Origin of the sequence: Rahnella sp. JUb53, from assembly GCF_004346065.1 — a bacterium.
Classification (GTDB): Bacteria; Pseudomonadota; Gammaproteobacteria; order Enterobacterales; family Enterobacteriaceae; genus Rahnella; species Rahnella variigena.
In genome coordinates, this window is record NZ_SLYT01000005.1 from 111,833 (window position 1) to 134,070 (window position 22,238).

23 protein-coding genes are annotated in these 22,238 nt (G+C 54.2%); 10 read left to right on the forward strand and 13 right to left on the reverse strand.

Features of this window, described 5'->3' with window-relative positions; genetic code table 11:
* The first annotated feature begins 78 nt into the window (after positions 1-78).
* From pnp to EC840_RS13635, 3 genes are all read left to right on the forward strand, one after another.
* On the forward strand, positions 79-2,202 hold the full coding sequence (pnp, locus tag EC840_RS13620; protein ID WP_113877112.1) for a polyribonucleotide nucleotidyltransferase: 2,124 nt from the start codon (positions 79-81) through the stop codon (positions 2,200-2,202).
* Positions 2,203-2,331: 129 nt separating this feature from the next.
* Positions 2,332-3,216 carry a lipoprotein NlpI gene (gene nlpI / locus EC840_RS13625; RefSeq protein ID WP_112286786.1) on the forward strand — a complete coding sequence of 295 codons (885 nt, stop codon included), beginning with the start codon at positions 2,332-2,334 and terminating at the stop codon, positions 3,214-3,216.
* 185 nt (positions 3,217-3,401) lie between these two features.
* Complete coding sequence (locus tag EC840_RS13635) at positions 3,402-5,324, forward strand: DEAD/DEAH family ATP-dependent RNA helicase (protein WP_113877113.1); 1,923 nt, start codon at positions 3,402-3,404, stop codon at positions 5,322-5,324.
* A 107-nt stretch (positions 5,325-5,431) separates the two neighbouring features.
* Here the strand turns inward: EC840_RS13635 and EC840_RS13640 are convergent, their stop codons facing one another.
* A complete protein-coding gene (locus EC840_RS13640; protein ID WP_132965726.1) occupies positions 5,432-6,457 on the reverse strand; it encodes a luciferase-like monooxygenase in 1,026 nt (341 codons plus the stop codon).
* A 328-nt stretch (positions 6,458-6,785) separates the two neighbouring features.
* Between EC840_RS13640 and EC840_RS13645 the strand changes: the two genes are divergently transcribed.
* From EC840_RS13645 to EC840_RS13655, 3 genes are all read left to right on the forward strand, one after another.
* Positions 6,786-7,760: an efflux RND transporter periplasmic adaptor subunit gene (locus EC840_RS13645; RefSeq protein WP_112286783.1), complete on the forward strand. Its 975-nt coding sequence runs from the start codon at positions 6,786-6,788 to the stop codon at positions 7,758-7,760.
* Positions 7,745-8,929 (forward strand): ABC transporter permease, encoded by a 1,185-nt coding sequence (locus tag EC840_RS13650; protein WP_181955577.1) that lies wholly within the window; start codon positions 7,745-7,747, stop codon positions 8,927-8,929. The genes EC840_RS13645 and EC840_RS13650 overlap by 16 nt, the downstream gene beginning before the upstream one ends.
* Before the next feature lie 71 nt (positions 8,930-9,000).
* On the forward strand, positions 9,001-10,092 hold the full coding sequence (locus EC840_RS13655; protein WP_181955576.1) for an ABC transporter permease: 1,092 nt from the start codon (positions 9,001-9,003) through the stop codon (positions 10,090-10,092).
* 51 nt (positions 10,093-10,143) lie between these two features.
* Here EC840_RS13655 and EC840_RS13660 read toward each other — a convergent pair whose 3' ends face one another.
* Together EC840_RS13660 and EC840_RS13665 are read right to left on the reverse strand one after the other, a co-directional pair.
* Complete coding sequence (locus EC840_RS13660) at positions 10,144-11,022, reverse strand: U32 family peptidase (protein ID WP_132965729.1); 879 nt, start codon at positions 11,020-11,022, stop codon at positions 10,144-10,146.
* Between the two features lie 14 nt (positions 11,023-11,036).
* Entirely contained in the window at positions 11,037-12,032 is a 996-nt protein-coding gene (locus tag EC840_RS13665) for a peptidase U32 family protein (RefSeq protein WP_112286781.1), read from the reverse strand.
* A gap of 314 nt (positions 12,033-12,346) precedes the next feature.
* Between EC840_RS13665 and EC840_RS13670 the strand changes: the two genes are divergently transcribed.
* Both EC840_RS13670 and EC840_RS13675 read left to right on the forward strand, forming a co-directional pair.
* Positions 12,347-12,868 (forward strand): SCP2 domain-containing protein, encoded by a 522-nt coding sequence (locus EC840_RS13670; RefSeq protein ID WP_112286780.1) that lies wholly within the window; start codon positions 12,347-12,349, stop codon positions 12,866-12,868.
* On the forward strand, positions 12,862-13,365 hold the full coding sequence (locus EC840_RS13675) for an N-acetyltransferase (RefSeq protein ID WP_113877118.1): 504 nt from the start codon (positions 12,862-12,864) through the stop codon (positions 13,363-13,365). The genes EC840_RS13670 and EC840_RS13675 overlap by 7 nt, the downstream gene beginning before the upstream one ends.
* Positions 13,366-13,405: 40 nt before the next feature.
* Here the strand turns inward: EC840_RS13675 and EC840_RS13680 are convergent, their stop codons facing one another.
* Positions 13,406-13,708, reverse strand: coding sequence for a GIY-YIG nuclease family protein (locus EC840_RS13680; RefSeq protein WP_113877119.1), 303 nt, complete (start codon positions 13,706-13,708; stop codon positions 13,406-13,408).
* 133 nt (positions 13,709-13,841) lie between these two features.
* On the opposite strand from EC840_RS13680, the gene EC840_RS13685 reads away from it, so the two are divergent.
* Entirely contained in the window at positions 13,842-14,279 is a 438-nt protein-coding gene (locus EC840_RS13685; protein WP_112286777.1) for a YhbP family protein, read from the forward strand.
* Between the two features lie 36 nt (positions 14,280-14,315).
* On the opposite strand, the gene EC840_RS13690 is transcribed toward EC840_RS13685, so the two are convergent.
* Positions 14,316-14,834 (reverse strand): type 1 glutamine amidotransferase domain-containing protein, encoded by a 519-nt coding sequence (locus tag EC840_RS13690; RefSeq protein ID WP_112286776.1) that lies wholly within the window; start codon positions 14,832-14,834, stop codon positions 14,316-14,318.
* A 239-nt stretch (positions 14,835-15,073) separates the two neighbouring features.
* Here EC840_RS13690 and EC840_RS13695 point away from each other — a divergent pair, with 239 nt between their 5' ends.
* The gene (locus tag EC840_RS13695; protein WP_129639322.1) at positions 15,074-15,715 is read left to right on the forward strand and encodes a hypothetical protein; all 642 of its coding nucleotides are present in this window, start codon (positions 15,074-15,076) and stop codon (positions 15,713-15,715) included.
* 98 nt (positions 15,716-15,813) lie between these two features.
* Here the strand turns inward: EC840_RS13695 and EC840_RS13700 are convergent, their stop codons facing one another.
* The 8 genes from EC840_RS13700 to phnH are packed head-to-tail and all read right to left on the reverse strand — an operon-like array spanning position 15,814 to position 22,235.
* Positions 15,814-16,452 (reverse strand): acetyltransferase, encoded by a 639-nt coding sequence (locus EC840_RS13700; RefSeq protein WP_129639321.1) that lies wholly within the window; start codon positions 16,450-16,452, stop codon positions 15,814-15,816.
* Positions 16,453-16,460: 8 nt separating this feature from the next.
* Positions 16,461-17,036 carry a ribose 1,5-bisphosphokinase gene (gene phnN / locus EC840_RS13705; RefSeq protein ID WP_132965731.1) on the reverse strand — a complete coding sequence of 192 codons (576 nt, stop codon included), beginning with the start codon at positions 17,034-17,036 and terminating at the stop codon, positions 16,461-16,463.
* Positions 17,037-17,047: 11 nt separating this feature from the next.
* Positions 17,048-18,184, reverse strand: coding sequence for an alpha-D-ribose 1-methylphosphonate 5-triphosphate diphosphatase (phnM, locus tag EC840_RS13710; RefSeq protein ID WP_129639319.1), 1,137 nt, complete (start codon positions 18,182-18,184; stop codon positions 17,048-17,050).
* Positions 18,181-18,888, reverse strand: coding sequence for a phosphonate C-P lyase system protein PhnL (phnL, locus tag EC840_RS13715; RefSeq protein WP_112286773.1), 708 nt, complete (start codon positions 18,886-18,888; stop codon positions 18,181-18,183). The genes phnM and phnL overlap by 4 nt, the downstream gene beginning before the upstream one ends.
* Before the next feature lie 27 nt (positions 18,889-18,915).
* Positions 18,916-19,707, reverse strand: a complete 792-nt coding sequence (gene phnK, locus EC840_RS13720; protein WP_132965733.1) for a phosphonate C-P lyase system protein PhnK — start codon at positions 19,705-19,707, stop codon at positions 18,916-18,918.
* Positions 19,707-20,582, reverse strand: a complete 876-nt coding sequence (locus EC840_RS13725) for an alpha-D-ribose 1-methylphosphonate 5-phosphate C-P-lyase PhnJ (RefSeq protein WP_112286771.1) — start codon at positions 20,580-20,582, stop codon at positions 19,707-19,709. The genes phnK and EC840_RS13725 overlap by 1 nt, the downstream gene beginning before the upstream one ends.
* Complete coding sequence (locus EC840_RS13730) at positions 20,572-21,654, reverse strand: carbon-phosphorus lyase complex subunit PhnI (protein WP_132965735.1); 1,083 nt, start codon at positions 21,652-21,654, stop codon at positions 20,572-20,574. The genes EC840_RS13725 and EC840_RS13730 overlap by 11 nt, the downstream gene beginning before the upstream one ends.
* Positions 21,654-22,235 (reverse strand): phosphonate C-P lyase system protein PhnH, encoded by a 582-nt coding sequence (gene phnH / locus EC840_RS13735; RefSeq protein WP_132965737.1) that lies wholly within the window; start codon positions 22,233-22,235, stop codon positions 21,654-21,656. The genes EC840_RS13730 and phnH overlap by 1 nt, the downstream gene beginning before the upstream one ends.
* Positions 22,236-22,238 lie beyond the last annotated feature (3 nt).

Here is a 22,238-nt window from a genome sequence, read left to right on the forward strand (position 1 = left end):
AATGTAGTGAGAAGCTCGGATATTGATCGGCGTGAACTGCTGTCATAACAGCTGCGCGTCATACAAAAGGACATTACATTGCTTAATCCGACTATTCGTAAATTCCAATACGGCCAGCACACCGTTACGCTGGAAACCGGCATGATGGCTCGTCAGGCAACTGCCGCTGTTATGGTTAGCATGGACGACACTGCGGTATTCGTTACCGTTGTTGGCCAGAAAAAAGCTAAACCAGGTCAGAGCTTCTTCCCGCTGACTGTTAACTATCAGGAGCGTACTTACGCTGCTGGTCGTATTCCGGGTAGCTTCTTCCGTCGTGAAGGCCGTCCAAGCGAAGGCGAAACTCTGACTTCACGTCTGATTGACCGTCCGATTCGTCCTCTGTTCCCGGACTCCTTCCTGAATGAAGTTCAGGTTATCGCGACTGTGGTTTCCCTGAACCCACAAGTTAACCCTGACATCGTTGCGATGATCGGTGCGTCTGCTGCCCTGAGCCTGTCTGGTATTCCATTCAACGGCCCAATCGGTGCTGCACGCGTTGGTTACATCAACGACCAGTACGTTCTGAACCCAACCGCAGATGAGCTGAAAACAAGCCGTCTGGACTTGGTTGTTGCCGGTACTCAGGGCGCGGTTCTGATGGTTGAATCTGAAGCTGAAGTGCTGAGCGAAGATCAGATGCTGGGCGCGGTCGTATTCGGCCACGAACAACAACAAATCGTTATCGACAACATCAACTCACTGGTTGCTGAAGCCGGTAAGCCAAAATGGGACTGGCAGCCTGAAGTGGTTAACGCTGAGCTGCACGCTCGCGTGGCTGCACTTTCTGAATCCCGTCTGGGTGATGCGTACCTGATCACCGAGAAACAAGAGCGTTACAACCAGATTAACGTCATCAAATCTGACGTTGTTCAGGCTCTGCAAGCTGAAGACGAAACTCTGGACGCTGGCGAAATCTCTGACATTCTGGGCAGCATCGAGAAGAACGTGGTTCGTAGCCGTGTTCTGCGTGGCGAGCCACGTATCGATGGCCGCGAAAAAGACATGATCCGTGGTCTGGATGTGCGTACTGGTGTTCTGCCACGTACTCACGGTTCAGCGCTGTTCACCCGTGGTGAAACTCAGGCACTGGTTACTGCAACACTGGGTACTGCCCGTGATGCACAGAACCTGGATGAGCTGATGGGCGAGAAGACTGACAGCTTCCTGTTCCACTACAACTTCCCTCCGTACTCTGTTGGTGAGACCGGTATGGTAGGTTCGCCAAAACGTCGTGAGATTGGTCATGGCCGTCTTGCTAAACGTGGCGTACTGGCGATGATGCCAAAACCAGAAGACTTCCCGTACACCGTACGTGTGGTATCTGAAATCACTGAATCTAACGGTTCATCTTCAATGGCTTCCGTTTGTGGCGCATCTCTGGCCCTGATGGATGCAGGCGTGCCGATTAAAGCCGCTGTTGCGGGTATCGCAATGGGTCTGGTTAAAGAAGGCGAAAGCTTTATCGTTCTGTCCGACATTCTGGGTGACGAAGATCACCTGGGCGACATGGACTTTAAAGTGGCCGGTAGCCGCGACGGTATCACCGCGCTGCAGATGGACATTAAAATCGAAGGTATCACCCGCGAAATCATGCAGGTGGCTCTGAACCAGGCTAAGGGTGCGCGTCTGCACATTCTGGGCGTGATGGAACAGGCTATCAGCACACCACGTGGCGATATCTCTCAGTTTGCTCCACGTATTCACACCATCAAGATCAGTCCGGACAAAATCAAGGACGTGATCGGTAAAGGTGGTTCTGTGATCCGTGCTCTGACTGAAGAAACCGGCACCACTATCGAAATCGAAGATGACGGTACTGTGAAAATCGCAGCTACCGATGGCGAGAAAGCTAAATATGCTATCCGTCGTATCGAAGAGATCACTGCTGAAATCGAAGTTGGCCGTATCTATCAGGGTAAAGTGACCCGTATCGTAGACTTTGGTGCGTTTGTTGCCATCGGCGGCGGTAAAGAAGGTCTGGTACACATCTCTCAAATCGCTGACAAGCGTGTAGAGAAAGTGACTGATTACCTGCAGATGGGCCAGGAAGTTCCGGTTAAAGTTCTCGAAGTTGACCGTCAAGGTCGTGTGCGTCTGAGCATCAAAGAAGCTACCGCACCTACTCAGGACGAAACAACTGAGCAACCTGCAGCAGAATAATCTGTAACAGAAGTTTTACAGCTCCTTTCCACATGGGGAGGAGCTGTTCGTCTCACGGACGCAGGACGCGTTTGTGTTAAGCAAGCGGATGACAGGATGTTCATCCAATGTTTGTCTCCGGGAGTAGAAATGAAGCCTTTCTTGCGCTGGTGTTATGTTGCGACAGCACTTATGTTGGCAGGATGCAGCAACCATGATTGGCGTAAAAACGAAGTTCTGGCGATTCCGTTGCAGCCGACGTTGCAGCAGGAAGTCATCCTGGCACGCATGGAACAAATACTTGCCAGCCGGTCATTAACCGATGATGAGAGAGCACAGCTATTATATGAGCGCGGTGTGCTGTATGATAGTCTCGGGCTAAGAGCACTGGCGCGAAATGATTTTTCACAAGCGCTGTCTATTCGTCCTGATATGCCAGAAGTTTTTAACTACCTGGGGATTTACCTAACGCAGGCAGGCAATTTCGATGCTGCCTATGAAGCGTTTGATTCTGTACTAGAGCTTGATCCAACTTACAACTACGCGCGTTTGAACCGAGGTATCGCCCTGTATTACGGTGGCCGATTCTCGTTAGCGCAGGATGATCTGCAGGCGTTTTATCGAGACGATCCAAATGATCCCTTCCGTTCGTTATGGCTTTATCTTGCGGAGCGAGAAATCAATCCGAAGAATGCCGAAGTAGCGCTCCAGGAGCGTTATGACAAAGCGGACAGAGGGCAATGGGGATGGAATATCGTCGAATTCTACTTGGGCAAAATCAGCGAATCTACGCTGATGGAACGCCTCAAGGCAGAAGCAACGGATAACACTTCGCTCGCTGAGCATCTCAGTGAAACTGACTTCTATTTAGGTAAGCATTACCTAAGTCTGGGGGACAAGAACAGCGCCGCGGCACTGTTCAAACTGACGGTAGCTAACAACGTCCATAACTTCGTTGAGCACCGCTATGCATTGTTGGAATTGGCGCTTTTGGGCCATGAGCAAGACGACCTATCAGAATCGGACCAGCAATAGCTGACGACACCAATCAGCCTTTTTAATCATGGTATTTACCATTTTTAAGCGCCTTAACGGGCGAGGGTTGCTTTGTTCGTTTTATAATCTAATTTGAGCCGGTTCACACTTTTCAATGAAAATGACTGAAAATTTTCTCGACGAGTTATGTAGACTGGCTGCCATTATTAATGAGGCACGTGTACATGACTACTGAGCTTGAAACCTCTTTTGCTGACCTGGGGCTGTCTGCTCCGATCATTTCTGCCCTGACTGATTTGGGCTATGAAAAACCTTCACCAATCCAGGCTGAGTGTATTCCTCACCTGTTAAATGGCCGCGACGTTCTGGGCATGGCTCAGACAGGTTCCGGTAAAACAGCTGCATTCTCCTTACCGCTGTTGCATAACATTGATGCTTCACTGAAAGCACCACAAATTCTTGTTCTGGCACCGACCCGCGAACTGGCGGTTCAGGTTGCTGAAGCAATGACTGATTTCTCTAAACACATGCATGGCGTGAATGTGGTTGCCCTTTACGGCGGCCAGCGCTATGACGTTCAGCTGCGCGCACTGCGTCAGGGACCACAAGTTGTTGTGGGTACCCCGGGCCGTCTGCTGGACCACCTGAAACGCGGTACCCTGAACCTCTCAAACCTGAGCGGCCTGGTGCTGGACGAAGCTGATGAAATGCTGCGTATGGGCTTCATCGAAGACGTCGAAACTATCATGGCGCAGATCCCGGCTGAACATCAGACCGCGTTGTTCTCTGCAACCATGCCAGAAGCTATCCGTCGTATTACCCGTCGCTTCATGAAAGAGCCTCAGGAAGTACGTATCCAGTCAAGCGTGACTACCCGTCCAGACATCAGCCAGAGCTACTGGTCTGTCTACGGTCTGCGTAAAAACGAAGCGCTGGTGCGTTTCCTTGAAGCAGAAGATTTTGATGCGGCGATTATCTTCGTTCGTACCAAAAACGCGACACTGGAAGTGGCTGAAGCGCTGGAACGTAGCGGCTACAGCAGCGCTGCACTGAACGGTGACATGAACCAGGCGCTGCGTGAGCAGACTCTGGAACGTCTGAAAGATGGCCGTCTGGACATTCTGATCGCAACCGACGTGGCAGCACGTGGTCTCGACGTAGAACGTATCAGCCTGGTGGTTAACTACGACATCCCGATGGACTCAGAATCTTACGTTCACCGTATCGGTCGTACCGGTCGTGCTGGCCGTGCGGGTCGCGCATTACTGTTCGTTGAGAACCGTGAGCGTCGTCTGCTGCGTAACATTGAACGCACCATGAAGCTGACCATTCCAGAAGTTGAAATCCCAACTGCAGAAGTTCTGGGCGAACGTCGTCTGGCTAAATTCGCAGCGAAAGTTCAGCAGCAACTGGAAAGCAGCGATCTGGATCAGTACCGTGGTCTGCTGGCTAAACTGCAACCTGCAGAAGAGTTGGACATCGAAACACTGGCTGCGGCACTGCTGAAAATGGCACAGGGCGAACGTCCTCTGATCGTTGCAGCTGATCCGGTCTTCAAAAGCCGTCCACCACGTCGTGAATTCGAAGATCGTGGCGACCGCGGTGATCGTGGCGATCGTCGTGACCGTCCGGCTCGCAGCAACGACCGTCCTGCACGTGATGGCGACAGCCCACGTCGTGAGCGTCGTGACGCTGGCGAAATGGAACTGTATCGCATCGAAGTGGGTCGTGATGATGGTGTTGAAGTTCGTCACATCGTTGGCGCTATCGCTAACGAAGGCGACATCAGCAGCCGTTACATCGGTAACATCAAGCTGTTCGGTACGCACTCAACTATCGAACTGCCTAAAGGTATGCCGGGCGAGATCCTGTCTCACTTCACCCGTACGCGTATCCTGAACAAACCGATGAACATGCAGCTGATCGGTGATGCGGTGCCACAGGCTCCACGTCGTGATCGCCCGGCCGGTGCTGGCGGTGAGCGTCGTGGTAACGGTGCTCCGCGTCCTTTCAACGGTGAACGTCGTGAAGGTGGCCGTGGTAACGGTGCTCCACGTTCTTTCAGCGGTGATCGTCGTGAAGGTTCTTCAGCAGCTGGTGACCGTCGTCCGCCAAGCCGCGCACCACGTCGTACTACTGACGCATAATCTGAATCCAGTTCGCTGAGTTTCAGATGACTTAACGTCAGAAAATAAAAAACCAGCCTTCATCGGGCTGGTTTTTTTTCGTCTGCAATTTACTAAGAGGATCAGGGTCAGCTGATGCGCTGCTCTTTAACCAGACCGCCCTGCAACTGAGACACAATTTCGAACGAATGCAGACGAGCCTGGTGATCAAAAATCTGACCGTTGATCATCAGCTCATCGGCTTCGGTTTCACGCAGGATATTTTGCAGACCCTGACGCACTGTTTCTTTGTTACCGACCACTGACATGCGCAGCGCATTATCCACGCCAAAGCGCTCCTGAGCTGACCACAGGCTTTCGATGTTATCGACCGGCGCAGGGAGTTTACCCGGCATCCCGCGTCGCAGATTGATGAACTGTTGCTGATTGGAGGTAAACATCCGCCGCGCTTCTTCATCAGTATCCGCAGCAATCGCGTTGATGCACACCATCGCGTGTGGCTTCTCAAGCTGAGCGGAAGCCTGGAATTTGCTGCGATAAATCGCCAGTGCCTGATACAGCATGTCCGGTGCAAAATGTGAGGCGAAGGCAAATGGCAGGCCAAGAGCCGCCGCCAGTTGCGCGCTGTAAAGGCTGGAGCCGAGTAACCAGAGTGGCACATGCAAACCTTGTCCCGGCACGGCCTGTACGGCCTGCTGCGGCTGAACGTCACCGAAATACATCTGCAATTCCTGTACATCCTGCGGGAAGTTATCGATTTCACCAGAAAGATGACGGCGCAGTGCAATCATGGTGCGCTGGTCTGTTCCAGGCGCGCGGCCGAGTCCCAGATCTACACGATTTGGATACAGCGTGGCGAGCGTGCCGAACTGTTCAGCAATCACCAGCGGGGAGTGGTTTGGCAGCATCACACCGCCGGAACCCACACGGATCGTTTTCGTTCCGCCCGCGATATAACCCAGCAGCACGGAGGTCGCGGCACTGGCGATACCGGTCATGTTGTGATGTTCTGCCATCCAGTAACGCTGGTAGCCCCACTTCTCAGCGTGCTGTGCCAGTTCAAGGGAACACTGGAACGCGCGGGCCGGATCGGCTCCTTGCGGAACCGGCGCCAGATCGAGCACGGAAAGGGGAACGGTGTTTTTATCAGACATAATCACGGCTCACTCATCAAAGGAAAGTGCGGAGAAAGCATTCACTCCGCTCATAATTAGAACGAGTATTACCCAATAACTACTGATTGAATACGGCATTTGTGCCCTTAATTGCCGTTAAAACATCCTTAAAATCGATTTGAGTAACTTAAATTATAGTTTCTATGAATATGTTGTTTTGTGTTAAACAGTCTTTGTTCATCCCGCTATGATTTGACACAAGCGCACACGCGCCTTTAAGAACGGGCGTTGGCGGGAAAGGACAATCATGGAATGGAGAACCAAAAGCCGATGATAAACACAGGCAAACAAAAAGGATGAAGCACCGATGAGTAAACGAATATTATTGACCCTGTTGCTGGTTGCGGCGGCGGTTTCTCTGGCGGTGCTGTTTCGTGCGCACAATCAGGATTTACTGTTACAGGGAGAAGTCGATGCGCCGGAAGTGATTGTGGCGTCGAAATCGAAAGGCCGCGTGATTGAACGTCATGTAGAACGCGGTGACGATGTAAAAGCCGGGCAATTGCTGATAACTCTCGACAGCCCGGAAATGATGGCGCAATTGCGCGCTGCCGAAGCTGCCCGCGATCAGGCAAAAGCGCAGCTCGATCTCTCGGTTAACGGTACCCGTGAAGAAAGTATCCGCAACCTCAAAGCCACCCTGGCGCAGTCTCAGGCAGAATATGTGAACGCCCGCGATCTCTACAACCGCAATGTCAAAGTGGCGGCTAAAGGGTTTATTTCAGCTTCTGATTTAGAAGATTCCCGCCGCGCCCGCGACAGCGCATATGCACAAGTTCTGGTCGCTAAAGCCAATCTTGATGAAGGCGTAAACGGCGACCGCGTGGAACAGCGCGAAAGCTATGCCGCGCAGCTGCGTCAGGCGGAAGAAGACTTGCTGGAAGTAAAAGCGCAGACCGATGACTTACAGGTTAAAGCGCCGGTCGATGGTGAAGTGGGGCCGATCCCGGTAGAAGTCGGCGAACTGGAGAGTGCCAACAGTCCGTTGTTGACATTGGTCCGTCTGCCAGACGCCTATTTCGTCTTTAACCTGCGTGAAGATATTCTGGCTGGCGTGCGCAAAGGCGACAAAGTGCAGATGCGCGTTCCCGCGCTGAATAACCAGTTGATCGAAGCCGAAGTTCGCTATATCGCGCCGCTCGGAGACTATGCGACCAAACGCGCCACGCGCGCGACGGGTGACTTCGATTTAAAAACCTTTGAAGTGCGTCTTTACCCTGCGAAACCGGTGCCCGGACTGCGTCAGGGCATGAGTGCATTGTGGCAATGGAAAGCGAAGTGAAGCCGGTCAAAGCGCCACGCAGTGAAAGGGTAAAAGCCGCATGGCGCTGTTTCAGCCGCTCTTTTACCCGTGAAGTGAATCACGCCTTTCGCAAACCGGTGATCCACTGGCTGTGCTGGATTTTCCCTTTGCTTCTGTTTGGTCTTATCAGCAGCAACTTTTCCGAAGGCACATTGCTGGATTTACCGGTGTCTGTGGTCGATAACGATCACAGCTCATTATCCAAAACGCTTACCCGCAAACTGGACGCCGGTTCACACGCGCATGTGCAGGCGTTCGAAGGCGGTTTACCGGAAGCGGAATACCGTCTGCGTACCGCGCAGGATTATGCGCTGTTGTATATTCCCAATGATTTTGAAGCCGACGTACTGGCTGGAAAACAGCCGAGCGTGGTGCTGTATTACAATGCGTTGTTTTACGGTGCCGGTCTGTATTCCACGCAGGATTTCAGCGGGCTGATCACCGAGCTGAATACCAGTTACCGTTCAATTATTGCGACTGAAATCGGCAAAACGCTGCCATCGCTGGCCAGTGTCGATTTATCCTACGGCAGCCTGTTTAACGCCAGCGGCAGTTACATCTATTACCAGCAATTCGCCGCGACGATTCACCTGCTGCAACTGTTTACCGTGACCTGCATGATCTACGTGATGGCGCGCAGCCAGGCGTTGCTCAGTGCGCCGTCATTTACGCTGGCGCTGCTCGGCAAACTTGCTCCGTATACGCTGTGTTTCACCACGTTACTGATGGTGGAAATCGCGATGCTGGTTGGATTCTTTGACGCCCGCGTCAGCGGCAATCCTTTGTATATGGTGGTGATTGGCTTCTTCTATGTGATCGCTGCGCAAAGCCTCGGGCTGTTACTTTTCACCTTCACCAAAACCACCATTACCGCTTACACCATGATGGGGATTTTCGTCAGTATCGCGCTGACTTTCTCCGGAATGGCGGTACCGGTGCTGTCGATGCCGCTGCCAGCGCGCATTATTTCCGGCATTGAGCCGCTCAGCTATGCACTGGCCGCGATGTTTGACGTTTTCCTGCGGGAAGTCTCGGTGCGCGGTATTCTGATGGTGTGCTGCATCCTGCTCATTTATCCGCTGCTGACCGGCCTGCTGGTGCGCAGACGCCTCTACATGCGGCTTAAACGACAGGAGGCAGGCCAGTGACCCGTCGTGAATGGTTTAAAACCTGGTGGACGACATTCCGTAAAGTGCTCACCGGTTTGCTCGACAAGCCAATGTGGATGATGTTGCTGCTGTCATTGTGCGTGATGAGCCTGGTCTATGCGAACCGCACGGTGTGGGATTTGCCGGTGGCGGTGGTCGATCAGGATCACAGCACCGCCAGCCGGATGCTGACCCGTCAGCTGGACGCCACTTCCAAAGTCGCGACGGTGGCTTACGACAGCCTGGCGCAGGCCGAACACGATCTGGCGCTGCGTAAGCTCTTCGCGGTGATCATCATGCCGGTCGATCTTGAGAAGAAGATCCTCGCAGGGCAGAACATTGTGATCCCGGTTTACGGCGATGCGACTAACCGGCTGGCGAACGGGCAGATCCAACAGGATGTGCTGGCGGCGTATCAGGCAATTCTCACGCAATACAACACGGATTTGTTGCTGAGCAGCGGCTTCAGTGAGCGGCAGGCCAGCGTGGTGCTTTCGCCGATTGTCGGGCAGACGCTGGATGTGTTTAACCCCGGCATCAGTTTTGCGGCAATTATTTTCCCCGGCCTGCTGGTGATGTTATTGCAGCACTCATTATTGATCGCCAGCGTGCGCGTGAGCATTGTGCTTAACAGCGGACCTTCCGGAAAACCGGCGATACCGGCGTTTCTGGGCGGCATTTCGGCGCTGATCCCGGTCTGGCTGTTTCTGTCGATCGTCTTGTTTGTGCTGTGGCCATGGATCCTGGGTTACCGGCAAACGGCCAGCATTCCTGAAATTTTGCTGCTGACCTTCCCGTTCCTGCTGGCAGTGCTGGGGCTCGGGAAACTGGTGACGGAATGCCTGCGCAGCGTCGAACTGATTTACCTGACGCTGGCCTTTATTACCACACCGGTTTTTTATATTTCCGGCACTATCTGGCCGTTGCAGGCGATGCCTGCGTGGGTCAGGGGGGTATCGTCTATGCTGCCTTCAACCTGGGCTACCAAAGCCATTGCCGGCGTCAATCAGATGGGGCTGCCGTTTAAAGATGTGGGCGGCGATATTCTGATGCTGCTGATCTTGTGCCTGTTTTACACCTTTATCGGCATTGCCGTGGGGATGCTGCGTGATGGCGTCCGGCTCAGAGCGATGTTCCGGCCGAAGCACAGAAATTCGAGATAAAAAAAGGGAGATGACCGCCAGGTCTTCTCCCTTTTCACTGAACAGGCGCTGTCAGGGGCGCAGTTCCAGCCCGGCGACGCGCTGCCAGTAGCCGTTACAGTCGGCGTTATCGGTGAGTGTCAGTGGCAGCAAACCGCTTTCATTGTTACGGAACGCTTCCAGCGTAGCGAGGGTATCTTTGGTTTCCGGTGACAGGCGCACGATATCGACTAATCCCTGCATCGACACCAGTTCATTGCCGAGGTTATAGCAGTAACCGCTCTGCGTCTGAATGCCGTTGAGCACGAACACCTGCTGATTTTCCTGCGACAGCATTTTGCGCCCCTGCGGATAACTGATGCAGCAGGTTTCGCATTCATCTTTCGCACGGTTTTCAGAACGAGCCGTGAAACAGCGCGCCGAATAGGCCAGCGGTAAATGTCCGTACGACAGCACTTCCACTTCAAACTTATCGCGGATACCCAGGTCATCACACTGGTTCAGCAGATTAACCAGCCAGTCGCGTGAAAGCTCGACCGGCATACACCAGCGCATCATGCCCTGTTTTTGCAGGATTTTAAGCGTGACGGCGTTGTAGCAGTTCAGCGCATGACCGACGACAAACGGCAGATTGCGTTCGGCTGCCATGTTCACCGCGCCGAAATCGTTAGCTTCCAGCAGAAACTCGCCGTTTTCTACATAGCGTTTCAGTTCATTCAGTTCGGACGGTGCCTGCAATAAGGCCAGCGTGGAAATCACCACCTGTTTACCGGATGCGGCCAGCTGACGCGCGACCTCCATCCAGTCATTCACTTTCATCTCACGGCGTTTGGTACAGACATTTTCACCGAGATAAATGATATCTGCACTGCTGTCCGCTGCGGCCTGATAAAACGCTTCAACCTGCGTTTTCGGCCAGTAGTAAAGAATGGCCCCTAAAGAATATTTCATCATCGTCTCTTCGATTACTGCCACTTGCGGTGATAAGCACCGAGCGTGGTTTGTGTACCTTCAGACATGGAGCCCAGCGTTTTCATCCAGGCGTCATCGGTTTTGAAGTTTTGCGGATCCGCCATACAGCGGTCGATTGCCGCACGCCATACGCGGGCTACCTGACTGACATACGCCGGGCTGCGCTGACGTCCTTCAATTTTCACGGAGGCAATATTGGCGGCGAACAACTCCGGCAATAACTCCAGCGTATTCAGACTGGTTGGTTCTTCCAGCGCATGATATTTCGCGCCATCCACCAGATAACGCCCTTTGCACAGAGTCGGATAACCGGCGTTTTCACCTTCGTCATAACGGTCGATCAGCACATCGTTCAGACGCGATTCCATGCCCTGAGCCGTTTGTTGCCAGCGCACGAACCGCGCCGGTGAACAGGCACCCACGGTATTTGGCGATTCACCGGTCAGATAGGAAGAAAGATAGCAGCGGCCTTCGGCCATGATGCACAAGCTGCCAAAGGCGAAGACTTCCAGCGGCACGACAGTGGTACGGGAAAGCTGACGCACCTGATGCATCGAAAGCACGCGCGGCAAAACAACGCGGGCGACATCAAAGTTACGTTTATAAAAGCGGATGGCTTCGTCGTTGGTGGCCGATGCCTGCACCGACACATGGCGCTCAACGTGAGGATATTTATTCGCGGCGTAATCGAGCATGGCGATATCGGCCAGGATTAGTGCATCTGCGCCGAGCTGTGCGGCCATATCCACTGCGCGTTCCCAGCGCTGATAGCCATCAGGATGCGCAAACGTATTGATGGCGATATGCAGTTTACGGCGGTGACGGTGAACGTAATCCGCGGCTTCCTGCAATTTTTTATCCGTGAAATTCAGACCGGCGAAATGGCGTGCATTGGTGTCATCTTTCAGGCCGATATACACCGCGTCTGCGCCATTATCGATCGCCGCTTTCAATGCAGGTAAATTCCCTGCCGGGCAAAGTAGCTCCATTCTCGTTCCTTACTGCAACCGGCCAGCCAGAGCTGAGGTTGGTGGGTGATGAAAAGCCAGTTGCCGACGTCATTCATTCATCAGTCAGGGCTTTGATTGGCGAACTATTTTAGAGAAGCAATGGATGCAATATTTTGATTTGAGGCAGTTTCTGCGGCTTTGGAAGGCATACAACGCCCGGGGAGGTTGTACGTGATGTTTTTCTGTTGCAGTATTTATTGATGTAGACCGCTGAACGTTCCCGGCGATGTGTCAAAATAGGCGGTATAACTGCCTTAAAACTTGCCGAAAAGTTACCGAAAGGAGTAGTGCCAGTGTTGCAAAAACTACGTGCACGTGTGGTCCGTCAGGGACCATCCCTGTTAAGTCTGCCTTTGAAATTCACGCCTTTTGCGTTGCAACGGCAGGTTTTGCAACAGGTACTGAGCTGGCAGCTTCGTCAGGCGCTGGCCGACGGAGAGCTGGATTTCCTTGAAGGCCGCTGGTTGAAAATTGAGGTCAGCGATCTCAGCCTGACCTGGCTGATGTCAGTGCAGGAGAGCAAACTGGTGATCGCTGAACGTGGCGAAGCCGATGTCAGCTTCAGCGGTAATGCAAACGATCTGATCCTGATCGCTGCCCGCAAAGAAGATCCGGACACGCTGTTCTTCCAGCGCCGTCTTCGTATTGAGGGTGATACCGAACTGGGCTTGTACGTGAAGAATCTGATGGATTCTATCGATCTCGATACTATGCCGCTGCTGCTGAAAAATGGCCTGCTGCGCCTGGCCGATTTTGTCGAAGCGGGTCTGCAAGAGGGCCGTGAGCCGCAAGCTCCGGTAGCTGAGCCATGTTAATTCGTACTGAAATTCCGGTAGATGCTGCGGGCATTGACCGTTTGTTACGCGCCTCATTCCCGACGGGTGCAGAAGCGGATCTGGTGCAGGAACTGCGCGAAGATGGTCTGCTGACGCTGGGCGTTGTAGCGACCGACGATGAAGGCGGCGTAGTCGGTTACGTTGCTTTCTGCCCGGTGGATATCCGGGGCGAAGACCGCAACTGGGTCGGGCTCGCGCCGCTGGCAGTCGACGAATCTCTGCGTGGTCAGGGACTGGGTGAAAAACTGGTTTATGAAGGGTTAGATTCCCTGAATGAGTTCAGCTATGCCGCGGTAGTGGTGTTGGGTGATCCGGCGTATTACCAGCGCTTTGGATTTAAACCGGCTGCTGCTCATGACCTGCATTGCCGCTGGCCGGAAACGGAAACGGCTTTCCAGCTGTTCACCTTATCAGACGACGCACTGAAAGATGCCAGCGGAGAGGTGGTTTTCCCGTCGGCGTTCAATCGTTTCTGAATCTTTTCAGATACTATAAAGGCCGGATATCCGGCCTTTATTATTTTCCGCTTTCGGTTAATCCCAGATAGTTTTCCAGACATTCCGGTGCATTTCTCACCAGCAACTCTTTCTGCGCTTTGCTCAGTTTTTTGACTTTAATTTCCAGCTTCGATGCCAGTGAACGGTCGCCAGCCGGACAATGAAATGCCAGCGTCAGCTCGCCTTTTCCACGCAACGATTTCGCCCCTTTTCCGCACTGATGCTGGCCTAAACGCCGTGTCACGTCGGTCGTTATGCCGGTGTAAAGCATCCCGGTCGGGGTTCTCAGCATGTATAAAAACCAGTTGGATGGGGCGGACATAAGCTCTGCGTGTCAGGAAATTTTGTGTCAGTTTACCTGAAAGGCACACTATTTATCTGAAAGGCACAACAGAGTGAGGCAAAACATCAACATGGGGCGGTAAACTGACATAAACCAAAATAAGGCGCGTGTGATGAATAACCCTGATGACCTAAAACATATTCTGAAGTTTCTAAATAAACAGCATGTGCTGGCGCTGTGTGCCGTTGCCGACGGCGAGATGTGGAGCGCGAACTGTTTTTACGTCACGGATACAGAAAGCATGACGTTGTATTTCATGACCGAAATGAAAACTTTGCACGGTACGCTGATGGCTAAATCACCGCATATAGTCGGCACGATTGCTCCGCATCCGAAAACCATTGCCCTGATTAAAGGCATTCAGTATCGCGGCGAAGCCACGGTGCTTAGCGGTGAAGAAGAAGCGCATGCGCGACATCTTTATTGCAGGCATTTCCCGGTCGCCATCGCCATGAAAGCGCCGGTCTGGGGACTGAAACTGAATCACATCAAAATGACCGATAACGCGCTGGGATTTGGCAAGAAACTGCTGTGGGACAGGGAAGTTTGAAGGGAAATCGCCCCTTCCGCAGAAGGGGCGCAAGGCTTATGCCGCCAGAATTTTCAGTGATTCACGGTTAAAGGCGGGCAGATCGTCCGGCGTCCGGCTGGTGACCAGCGTGTTATCGTCAACCACGACTTCTTTATCGTAAAACTCTGCACCGGCGTTTTTAACGTCGACGACTACCGGTTTAACCGTTGTGAGTTTTCGGCCACGTATAACATCGGCGCTGATCAGTAACTGCGGGCCGTGGCAGATGGCGAAAATGGGTTTGCCGCTTTTCGCAAAATCACGGGTGAAATCGACAAATCTGTCGTCACCGCGCAAGGTATCCGGCGAATGTCCGCCAGGTAGCAACAGCGCATCGAAGTCAGCCACGTTGACATCATCAATCGATTTATCAATGGTGACTTTCGCCTTGCCCTGTTTGCCTTTGATCACGTTGCCCGCTTTGTTTTCGATGGTAATAACCTGATGGCCAGCTTTTTTATAGGCCTCGGCGGGTGAAGTGAATTCTGAATCCTCAAATTCATCAGTGATGAGTACCGCTATCTTCTTGCTCATGGTTCCTCCTGCTGAGAATGTGTTTTCGTCATACACTACTAAGCCTACAAGCCAGCGGCGGGCTGATCAAACTGGATTCGTCCGAGTCTGCGAAAGTAACAGGAACTGTCTTATAGCGTGATATTTACATTCAGGTAACACTTCAAATATCTGTTCATGCTTTCATGTTTCAGAACCCGTGTTTCAGAATCCATGTTTCAAAATCGCAGCGCGAAAGCCGTTTTTTAAAAGGAAGTGATATGGCAAAAGTTCTTCTGCTGGGCGGAAGTGGCCTGATCGGGCGTGAGCTCTTACGTCTGTTGCAACTTGATCCACGAGTCAGCCGCATCGTGGCACCCAGCCGTCGTCCGCTGCTGCCAGGGAATAAGCTGTTTAATCCGCTCGGCGACAATCTCACGTCACTGGTGGTCGCACTCGATGAGCCGATTGATTTACTTTTCTGCTGTCTGGGCACCACGCGAAAACAGGCGGGCAGTGCGCAGGCATTCCGGGCGGTGGATTACGATCTGGTGGTGGATTGCGCCAAAGCGGCACGCGAACTGGGCGCACGCCATTGTCTGGCTGTGAGTGCTAACGGCGCCGATGCCCGTTCGCGTTTTCTCTATAACCGCACCAAAGGCGAAATGGAGCTGGCGCTGATGCAGCAGGGATGGCCGTTGCTGACATTAGTCAGGCCTTCGTTATTAGTCGGAAAGCGCCATCCGCCGCGTCTTCTTGAGCAACTCAGTGCGCCGCTGTTTAAAATGCTGCCGGGGAAATGGAAAGCGATTGATTCTGATGTGGTGGCGAAAGCGTTGCAGGAGCAGGCATTTAATGCCGGATTAGGCGGCATCACCGTGCTGGAATCCGATGAGATCGCCGCCAGTATCGAAGATCTTTAATTCGCGTGATCCGCTGAGCCGGATCCTTGTGATATGGTATCAGGCAAAAAACGCGAATTTTCCTCATACTGCTTTCAACTCAATATCACGCCAGATCCCTACAGATATTTTTCTGCAAAAACGTGCAGATCCCTGAAGTCCGGCATCCTTTTTTTCAGCGTTTCATGATCCCAGTCCCACCAGCGACTGGCTTCGATCCGCCCGATCATCTTGTCATCAAAGCGCATGCCGATCTTTTTCGCTGCCACGCCCGCGACGATCGAATAGGGCTCAACATCTTTCGTCACCACCGCAGAAGTACCGATCACCGCGCCATTGCCGACTTTAACGCCGGGCATCAGCACCGCATTATGGCCGATCCACACATCGTTACCCACGGTGACATGATGCTCGCGCCGCCAGTCGAAAAATTCCTGATCGTCCTCACCGAGTCCGTAAACAGAACTGCGATAGGTGAAATGATGCTGGGCAACGCGCTGATAGGTCGGATGATTGCCGGGATTGATCCGCACGTAAGTGGCGATCGAAACAAATTTTCCGATCGTCGCGCAGAAGATCTGATTGTTGCCGGCGGTATACGAGTAATCGCCGATCTGCGTTTCTTCGATGATCGCGTTGTCCGCAATATGCACATACTGACCCAGCGTTGAACGGTTCAGCTCGACCTGCTGACCGATTTTTGGCCGCGAATAATCCTGCTCGTCAGCCAGCGAAAACGGATGAATGGTATCTGTCATAAAATCGCTCATGATGAAGTGACGGGATAAATAAACGCGCTGACCGGCAAGGCAACAATGGCCAGCAGATGCTGTAAAGTTTCGTGCAACGCGCCGTCATTATTCAGCCGGTGGCAGCCGGCGGGCTGGGCGTTTTCGTACTCTCTGGCACGTTGAAGACGACCGGCGATTTGCGCCGTATCTTCACGTCCGCGACGCGTCAGGCGTTCATTCAGTACGGTTTCAGAAACCTGTAAACAGACCGGTACCAGCCGCTGACCATAACGCTGGCGGGCTTTTTCCAGATGCGCGCGCGAGCCGTTGACCACTACGTGACAACCGAGCTGCATCCAGGTGTCTATCTCAATGCCCACGGCGTACCGGCACTGATGCGCATGCCAGTCCATGGCGAATAAACCGTGCTGGCGACGCTGAATAAATTCGGCTTCGCTCAGCGCAATATGGTTTTCCGAACCCGCATCCGCCGGGCGCGTAATGTAACGATGCGCGACGGCGACATCGGTGGGTAAATGCTGACGCAGCGCGTCCAGCAGACTGTCTTTACCAGAACCCGAAGCACCCATCAGATAGAGTAAACGACTCATCCTTTCTCCCCTCAGAACACCTGAATGCCCTGACGCCAGACGTTCTGCACAAAGTAGTGATCGCTATGTGCGCGTGCCAGCACCAGATCCGCGCGTTTGCCTTCGGCGATTTCTCCGCGATCTTTCAGACCCAGCGCGTTAGCCGGATTGCGGGTCACCAGTTTCACCGCCTGCGGCAGACTGAACGCATTGCTCTCATCGTTGGCAATCCGGAAAACCGCGTCGAGCAGGCTGGCGGGATAGTAATCGGAAGAGAGAATATCCAGCAGGCCGAGTGAAGCCAGATGGTGCGCCGCCACGTTGCCGGAATGCGAACCGCCGCGCACGATATTCGGTGCACCCATCAGCACCTGCAAACCGCTGTTGTGCGAGGCGCGTGCTGCCTCTTCGGTGGTCGGGAACTCTGCAATCACGCTGCCGAGCGCCCGTGATTCTTCAACGTGGGCGGCGGTGGCATCGTCATGGCTGGCCAGCGAAATATGGCGCTCGCGGCAGTGGGCAGCAATCGCTTCACGGTTTGGCTGCGCCCAGCGCCGGGAGAGGGCGATTTGCTCTTCCTGAAAATCGTCCATTTGCTCGTCGTTCATGTGGTATTTGCCCTGATAATACTCACGGTATTTCTGCGGCGTAGCGAACTGGCGCTGGCCCGGCGAATGGTCCATCAGCGAAACCAGTGACAGCACCGAGGTATCCATCAGCTTCTCAAACAGCGGCAACGTGGTTTCGTGCGGCAGTTCGCAGCGCAGATGCAGACGGTGCTCGGCGCGGTTCAGCCCGGCGTTCTGACTGTTGACGATGGCGTCGATCATCTTTTGCAGATTATCCAGACGATGTCCGCCGTCGCGTACGTCACCGACGGCGACGGCGTCCAGCACGGTAGTGATCCCGCTGGCGACCATCAGCGCATCGTGGCTGCTCATGGCAGAATGCGCTGGCCAGTCTACTTTTGGTCGCGGCGTGAAAAACTTATCCAGATTATCCGTGTGCAGTTCGATAAAGCCCGGCAGCAGCCAGCCGCCCTGAGCATCCAGCGCCTGCGGCAGCTGACTGCGGCTGTCAGCAAAGGCGGTGATCACGCCGTTTTGCATCTCAAGCGAACCTTCAACCACCTGATCGTCGAGCACCAGTTTGACGTTATTTATGATCATGCGGACATCTCCGGCGCCGTTTCCGGGCTCATTTCATACAAGCGATCGGCAACGCGTTCGCGCACATCTTCATCATGGAAAATCCCGACCACCGCCGCACCGCGCGCTTTGGCCTGCTCAATCAGCGTCACGACGGCGGCACGGTTGGTAGCGTCCAGCGAGGCGGTCGGTTCATCAAGCAACAGCACCGGATAATCGACCACAAAACCGCGGGCGATATTCACGCGCTGCTGTTCGCCGCCGGAAAACGTCGAGGGCGCGAGATGCCACAGACGTTCCGGAACATTCAGATGGCGCAGCAACGCACTGGCGCGGGCTTCGCTTTGTGCTTTATCCACACCCAGTTCCAGCAGCGGCTGCATCACCAGATTCAGTGCGCTGATGCGTGGAATGACGCGCAGGAACTGGCTGACCCAGCCGACCGTATGGCGGCGAACGGCCAGAATGTCCCGTGCTTCGGCGCTGACCATATCAATCTGCTGGCCCTGATGCTCGACCCAGATTTTGCCGCTGTCCGGCAGATAGTTGCCGTATAAAGAACGCAGAAGGGTGGATTTTCCGCTGCCGGAATGGCCGTGCAGCACCACGCATTCCCCGGCATTCACGGTCAGGCTGGCATTGCTGAAAACCGGCAATCTGGCGCTGTTCTGGTTATGCAGAACGAAAGTTTTACTGAGATTTTCGACCCTGAGCTTCGTCGTCATTTTGGTCACTCTTTCTCTGAAATTAGGTTAGGAAAGCACGGAAGAAACGAGCAGTTGCGTATACGGATGATGCGGATCGTCGAGCACGCGGTCGGTTAAGCCACTTTCCACTACCTGACCCTGTTTCATGACCAGCAGACGGTGCGCCAGCAGGCGGGCGACGCCCAAATCGTGGGTGACAATCACCACCGCCAGCTGCATTTCCACCACCAGCGTGCGCAGCAGATCCAGCAGACGTGCCTGAACCGAAACGTCGAGTCCGCCGGTCGGTTCATCCATAAACACCAGACGCGGATGCGTTACCAGATTGCGGGCTATTTGCAGACGTTGCTGCATCCCGCCGGAAAATGTAGTCGGCAGGTCATCGATACGGGAAACCGGAATTTCGACATCTTCCAGCCACTGACCGGCCTTCTTGCGTATATCGCCATAATGACGTTCTCCGACTGCCATCAGGCGCTCGCCGATGTTGCCGCCGGCAGAAACCTGACGGCGCAAACCGTCCATCGGATGCTGATGCACCACGCCCCAGTCGGTGCGCAACAGACGGCGGCGATCGCTTTCCGCCATGTCGTAAAGCGACTGCGCGGCGGCCTGGCCATTGTTGTAGATGACCTGTCCTGCCTGGGGCGCGAGCCGGGCAGAAATCGACTGCAACAGGGTGGTTTTACCCGAGCCGGATTCGCCGACAATACCCAGCACTTCTCCCGGATACAGATTGAACGACACATCGCTAAAGCCTTTGCCCGGCGCATAAAGATGAGTCAGGTTATTCACCGACAGCAGCGGTTCGGCGGCAAGATTTAAGGGAGTGGTCATCAGCGGTTAACCTCGTTGGAAGCCTGTTGCTCAACCTGCTGAGCACAAAAATCGGTGTCGGAGCACACGAACATGCGGTTGCCCTGATCGTCGAGCACCACTTCATCGAGATAGCTGTGGTGCGATCCGCAAATCGCACACGGCTCATCCCATTGCTGAACGGTGAACGGATGATCGTCGAAATCCAGACTCTCAACTTTGGTGAATGGTGGCAGGGCATAAATGCGTTTTTCGCGGCCGGCACCGAACAACTGCAATGCGGGCATCATGTTCATTTTCGGGTTATCAAATTTCGGGATCGGCGACGGATCCATCACGTAGCGGTCATTCACTTTCACCGGGTACGCATAAGTGGTGGCGATATGGCCGAAGCGCGCGATGTCTTCATACAGCTTTACCTGCATCACGCCGTATTCTTCCAGCGCGTGCATTTTGCGGGTTTCGGTTTCTCGCGGTTCGATAAAGCGCAGCGGTTCAGGGATCGGCACCTGGAAAATCAGGATCTGATCTTCCTGCAACGGCGTTTCCGGAATGCGGTGACGGGTCTGGATCAGGCTGGCTTCCACAGTTTTTTCGGTGGTTTTCACCCCGGCGACACTCTGGAAGAATTTACGGATCGACACGGCATTGGTGGTGTCATCCGCGCCCTGGTCGATCACTTTCAGCACATCTGTTGTGCCGATCACGCTGGCGGTCAGCTGGATCCCGCCGGTGCCCCAGCCGTATGGCATCGGCATTTCGCGACCGGCGAACGGCACCTGATAACCGGGGATTGCCACGGCTTTGAGGATCCCTCGGCGGATCATGCGTTTAGTCTGCTCGTCGAGATAACCGTGGTTGTAGCCGGTCATTGTTTGGGCGGCATTATTGTTCATTGGCTGAGTCCTGTTCTTTCGCAGCGCGCAGACGTTTTAACAACTCCAGCTCCGCCTGGAAATCGACGTAATGCGGCAATTTAAGATGCGAGACAAAACCGGCAGCTTCGACGTTATCGGCGTGGGACAAGACAAATTCTTCGTCCTGCGCCGGGCTGCTAATTTGCTCGTTGTATTCACGGGTTTGCAGTGCGCGATCCACCAGCGACATCGACATCGCCTTGCGTTCGGCGCGGCCAAACACCAGCCCGTAGCCACGGGTAAAGTGCGGCGGCTTGTCTTCAGGGGCAACAAAACCGTTCACCATTTCGCATTCAGTCAGCAGGATCTCGCCGATATCGATGGCAAAACCCAGCTCTTCCGGCACGATCTCGACGGTGAGCCAGCCGGTGCGGATTTCACCGGCAAACGGATGGGTGCGGCCATAGCCGCGCTGGGTGGAATAACTCAGTGACAGCAGAAAACCTTCGTCGCCACGCACCAGCTGTTGCAGACGTGCTGCACGGGACGCTGGAAATACCGGTGGCGTTCGGGTGATGTCTTCCGGCTCGGTACCGTCGTCTTCTTCCTGTACCGCCAGTTGTTGTTGCGTCAGCAAATCAAACACATGGCCGCAATCTTCCGGCTGTGGTTCATCGGCTATCGGGGTGAACGGCGCTTCGCCTTCGGCCAGCAGCGCGAAATCCAGTAGGCGGTGGGTGTAATCGTAAGTCGGGCCGAGCACCTGCCCGCCAGGTAAGTCTTTATAAATAGCGGAGATACGGCGCTCGAGGCGCATCGCCTGGGTATTCAGCGGCTCGCTGGTCGCCAGACGTGGCAGCGTAGTGCGGTAAGCGCGCAGCAGGAAAATCGCTTCGACCAGATCGCCACCGGATTGCTTGATCGCCAGTGCGGCCAGCTCACGGTCGTAAATTCCGCCTTCGCTCATCACCCGGTCAACGGCTAAACCCAGCTGTTGTTCAATCTGTTCGCAGCCAAGTTCATTCACATCAGTATTGCCGCGGCGCTCATGCGCCAGCAGCTGATGGGCGGCGGCAATCGCCTTCTCACCCCCTTTAACGGCGACGTACATCAGCACACCTCCACGCGCGTGGTGCGCGGTACGGCAATCAGTTCTTCGCCGCAGGTGAACATAAAGTCCAGACCCAGCGGGAAACGGTGAGGGCGGTTAAGCAGATAATCACGAACAGAATCAGGCAACTGCGGGGAAATCATGCGGCTGCTCTCGATGCCCGGCCCGCGCAGACGCAGCGGCGTGCCGCCGGTCAGACTTTCCAGCTGCACAATTACGCTGGTCGCCAGCTCCGGCGACATCTCATCACCGCACGGGAAAGCCAGCAGCGTGGCGCTGTCGAGCGCCGGATCGGCAAGCGCAAAACTGACGGCAGAAGGGTCATCGGTGAGCACCGCACCGGTATGAAAACGCAGGTTTTTACGCAGAATTTCATCATTGAGCGAGGCGCTCAGCCACAGCGGCGTATCGTTATCGATAAGCGTCAGCAGCACGCAGGCGCTGGCAGAACCTAACGCCCCGAAGCCGGGCATGGCTGGCAACTGCACGCTGACGCCGGGTTCGCTTAACGCTTTGAGAATACGACGAAAACTGTACTGCGCATCCGCAACCGGATGTTGAAAACTGGCAACAAGTGACATGAG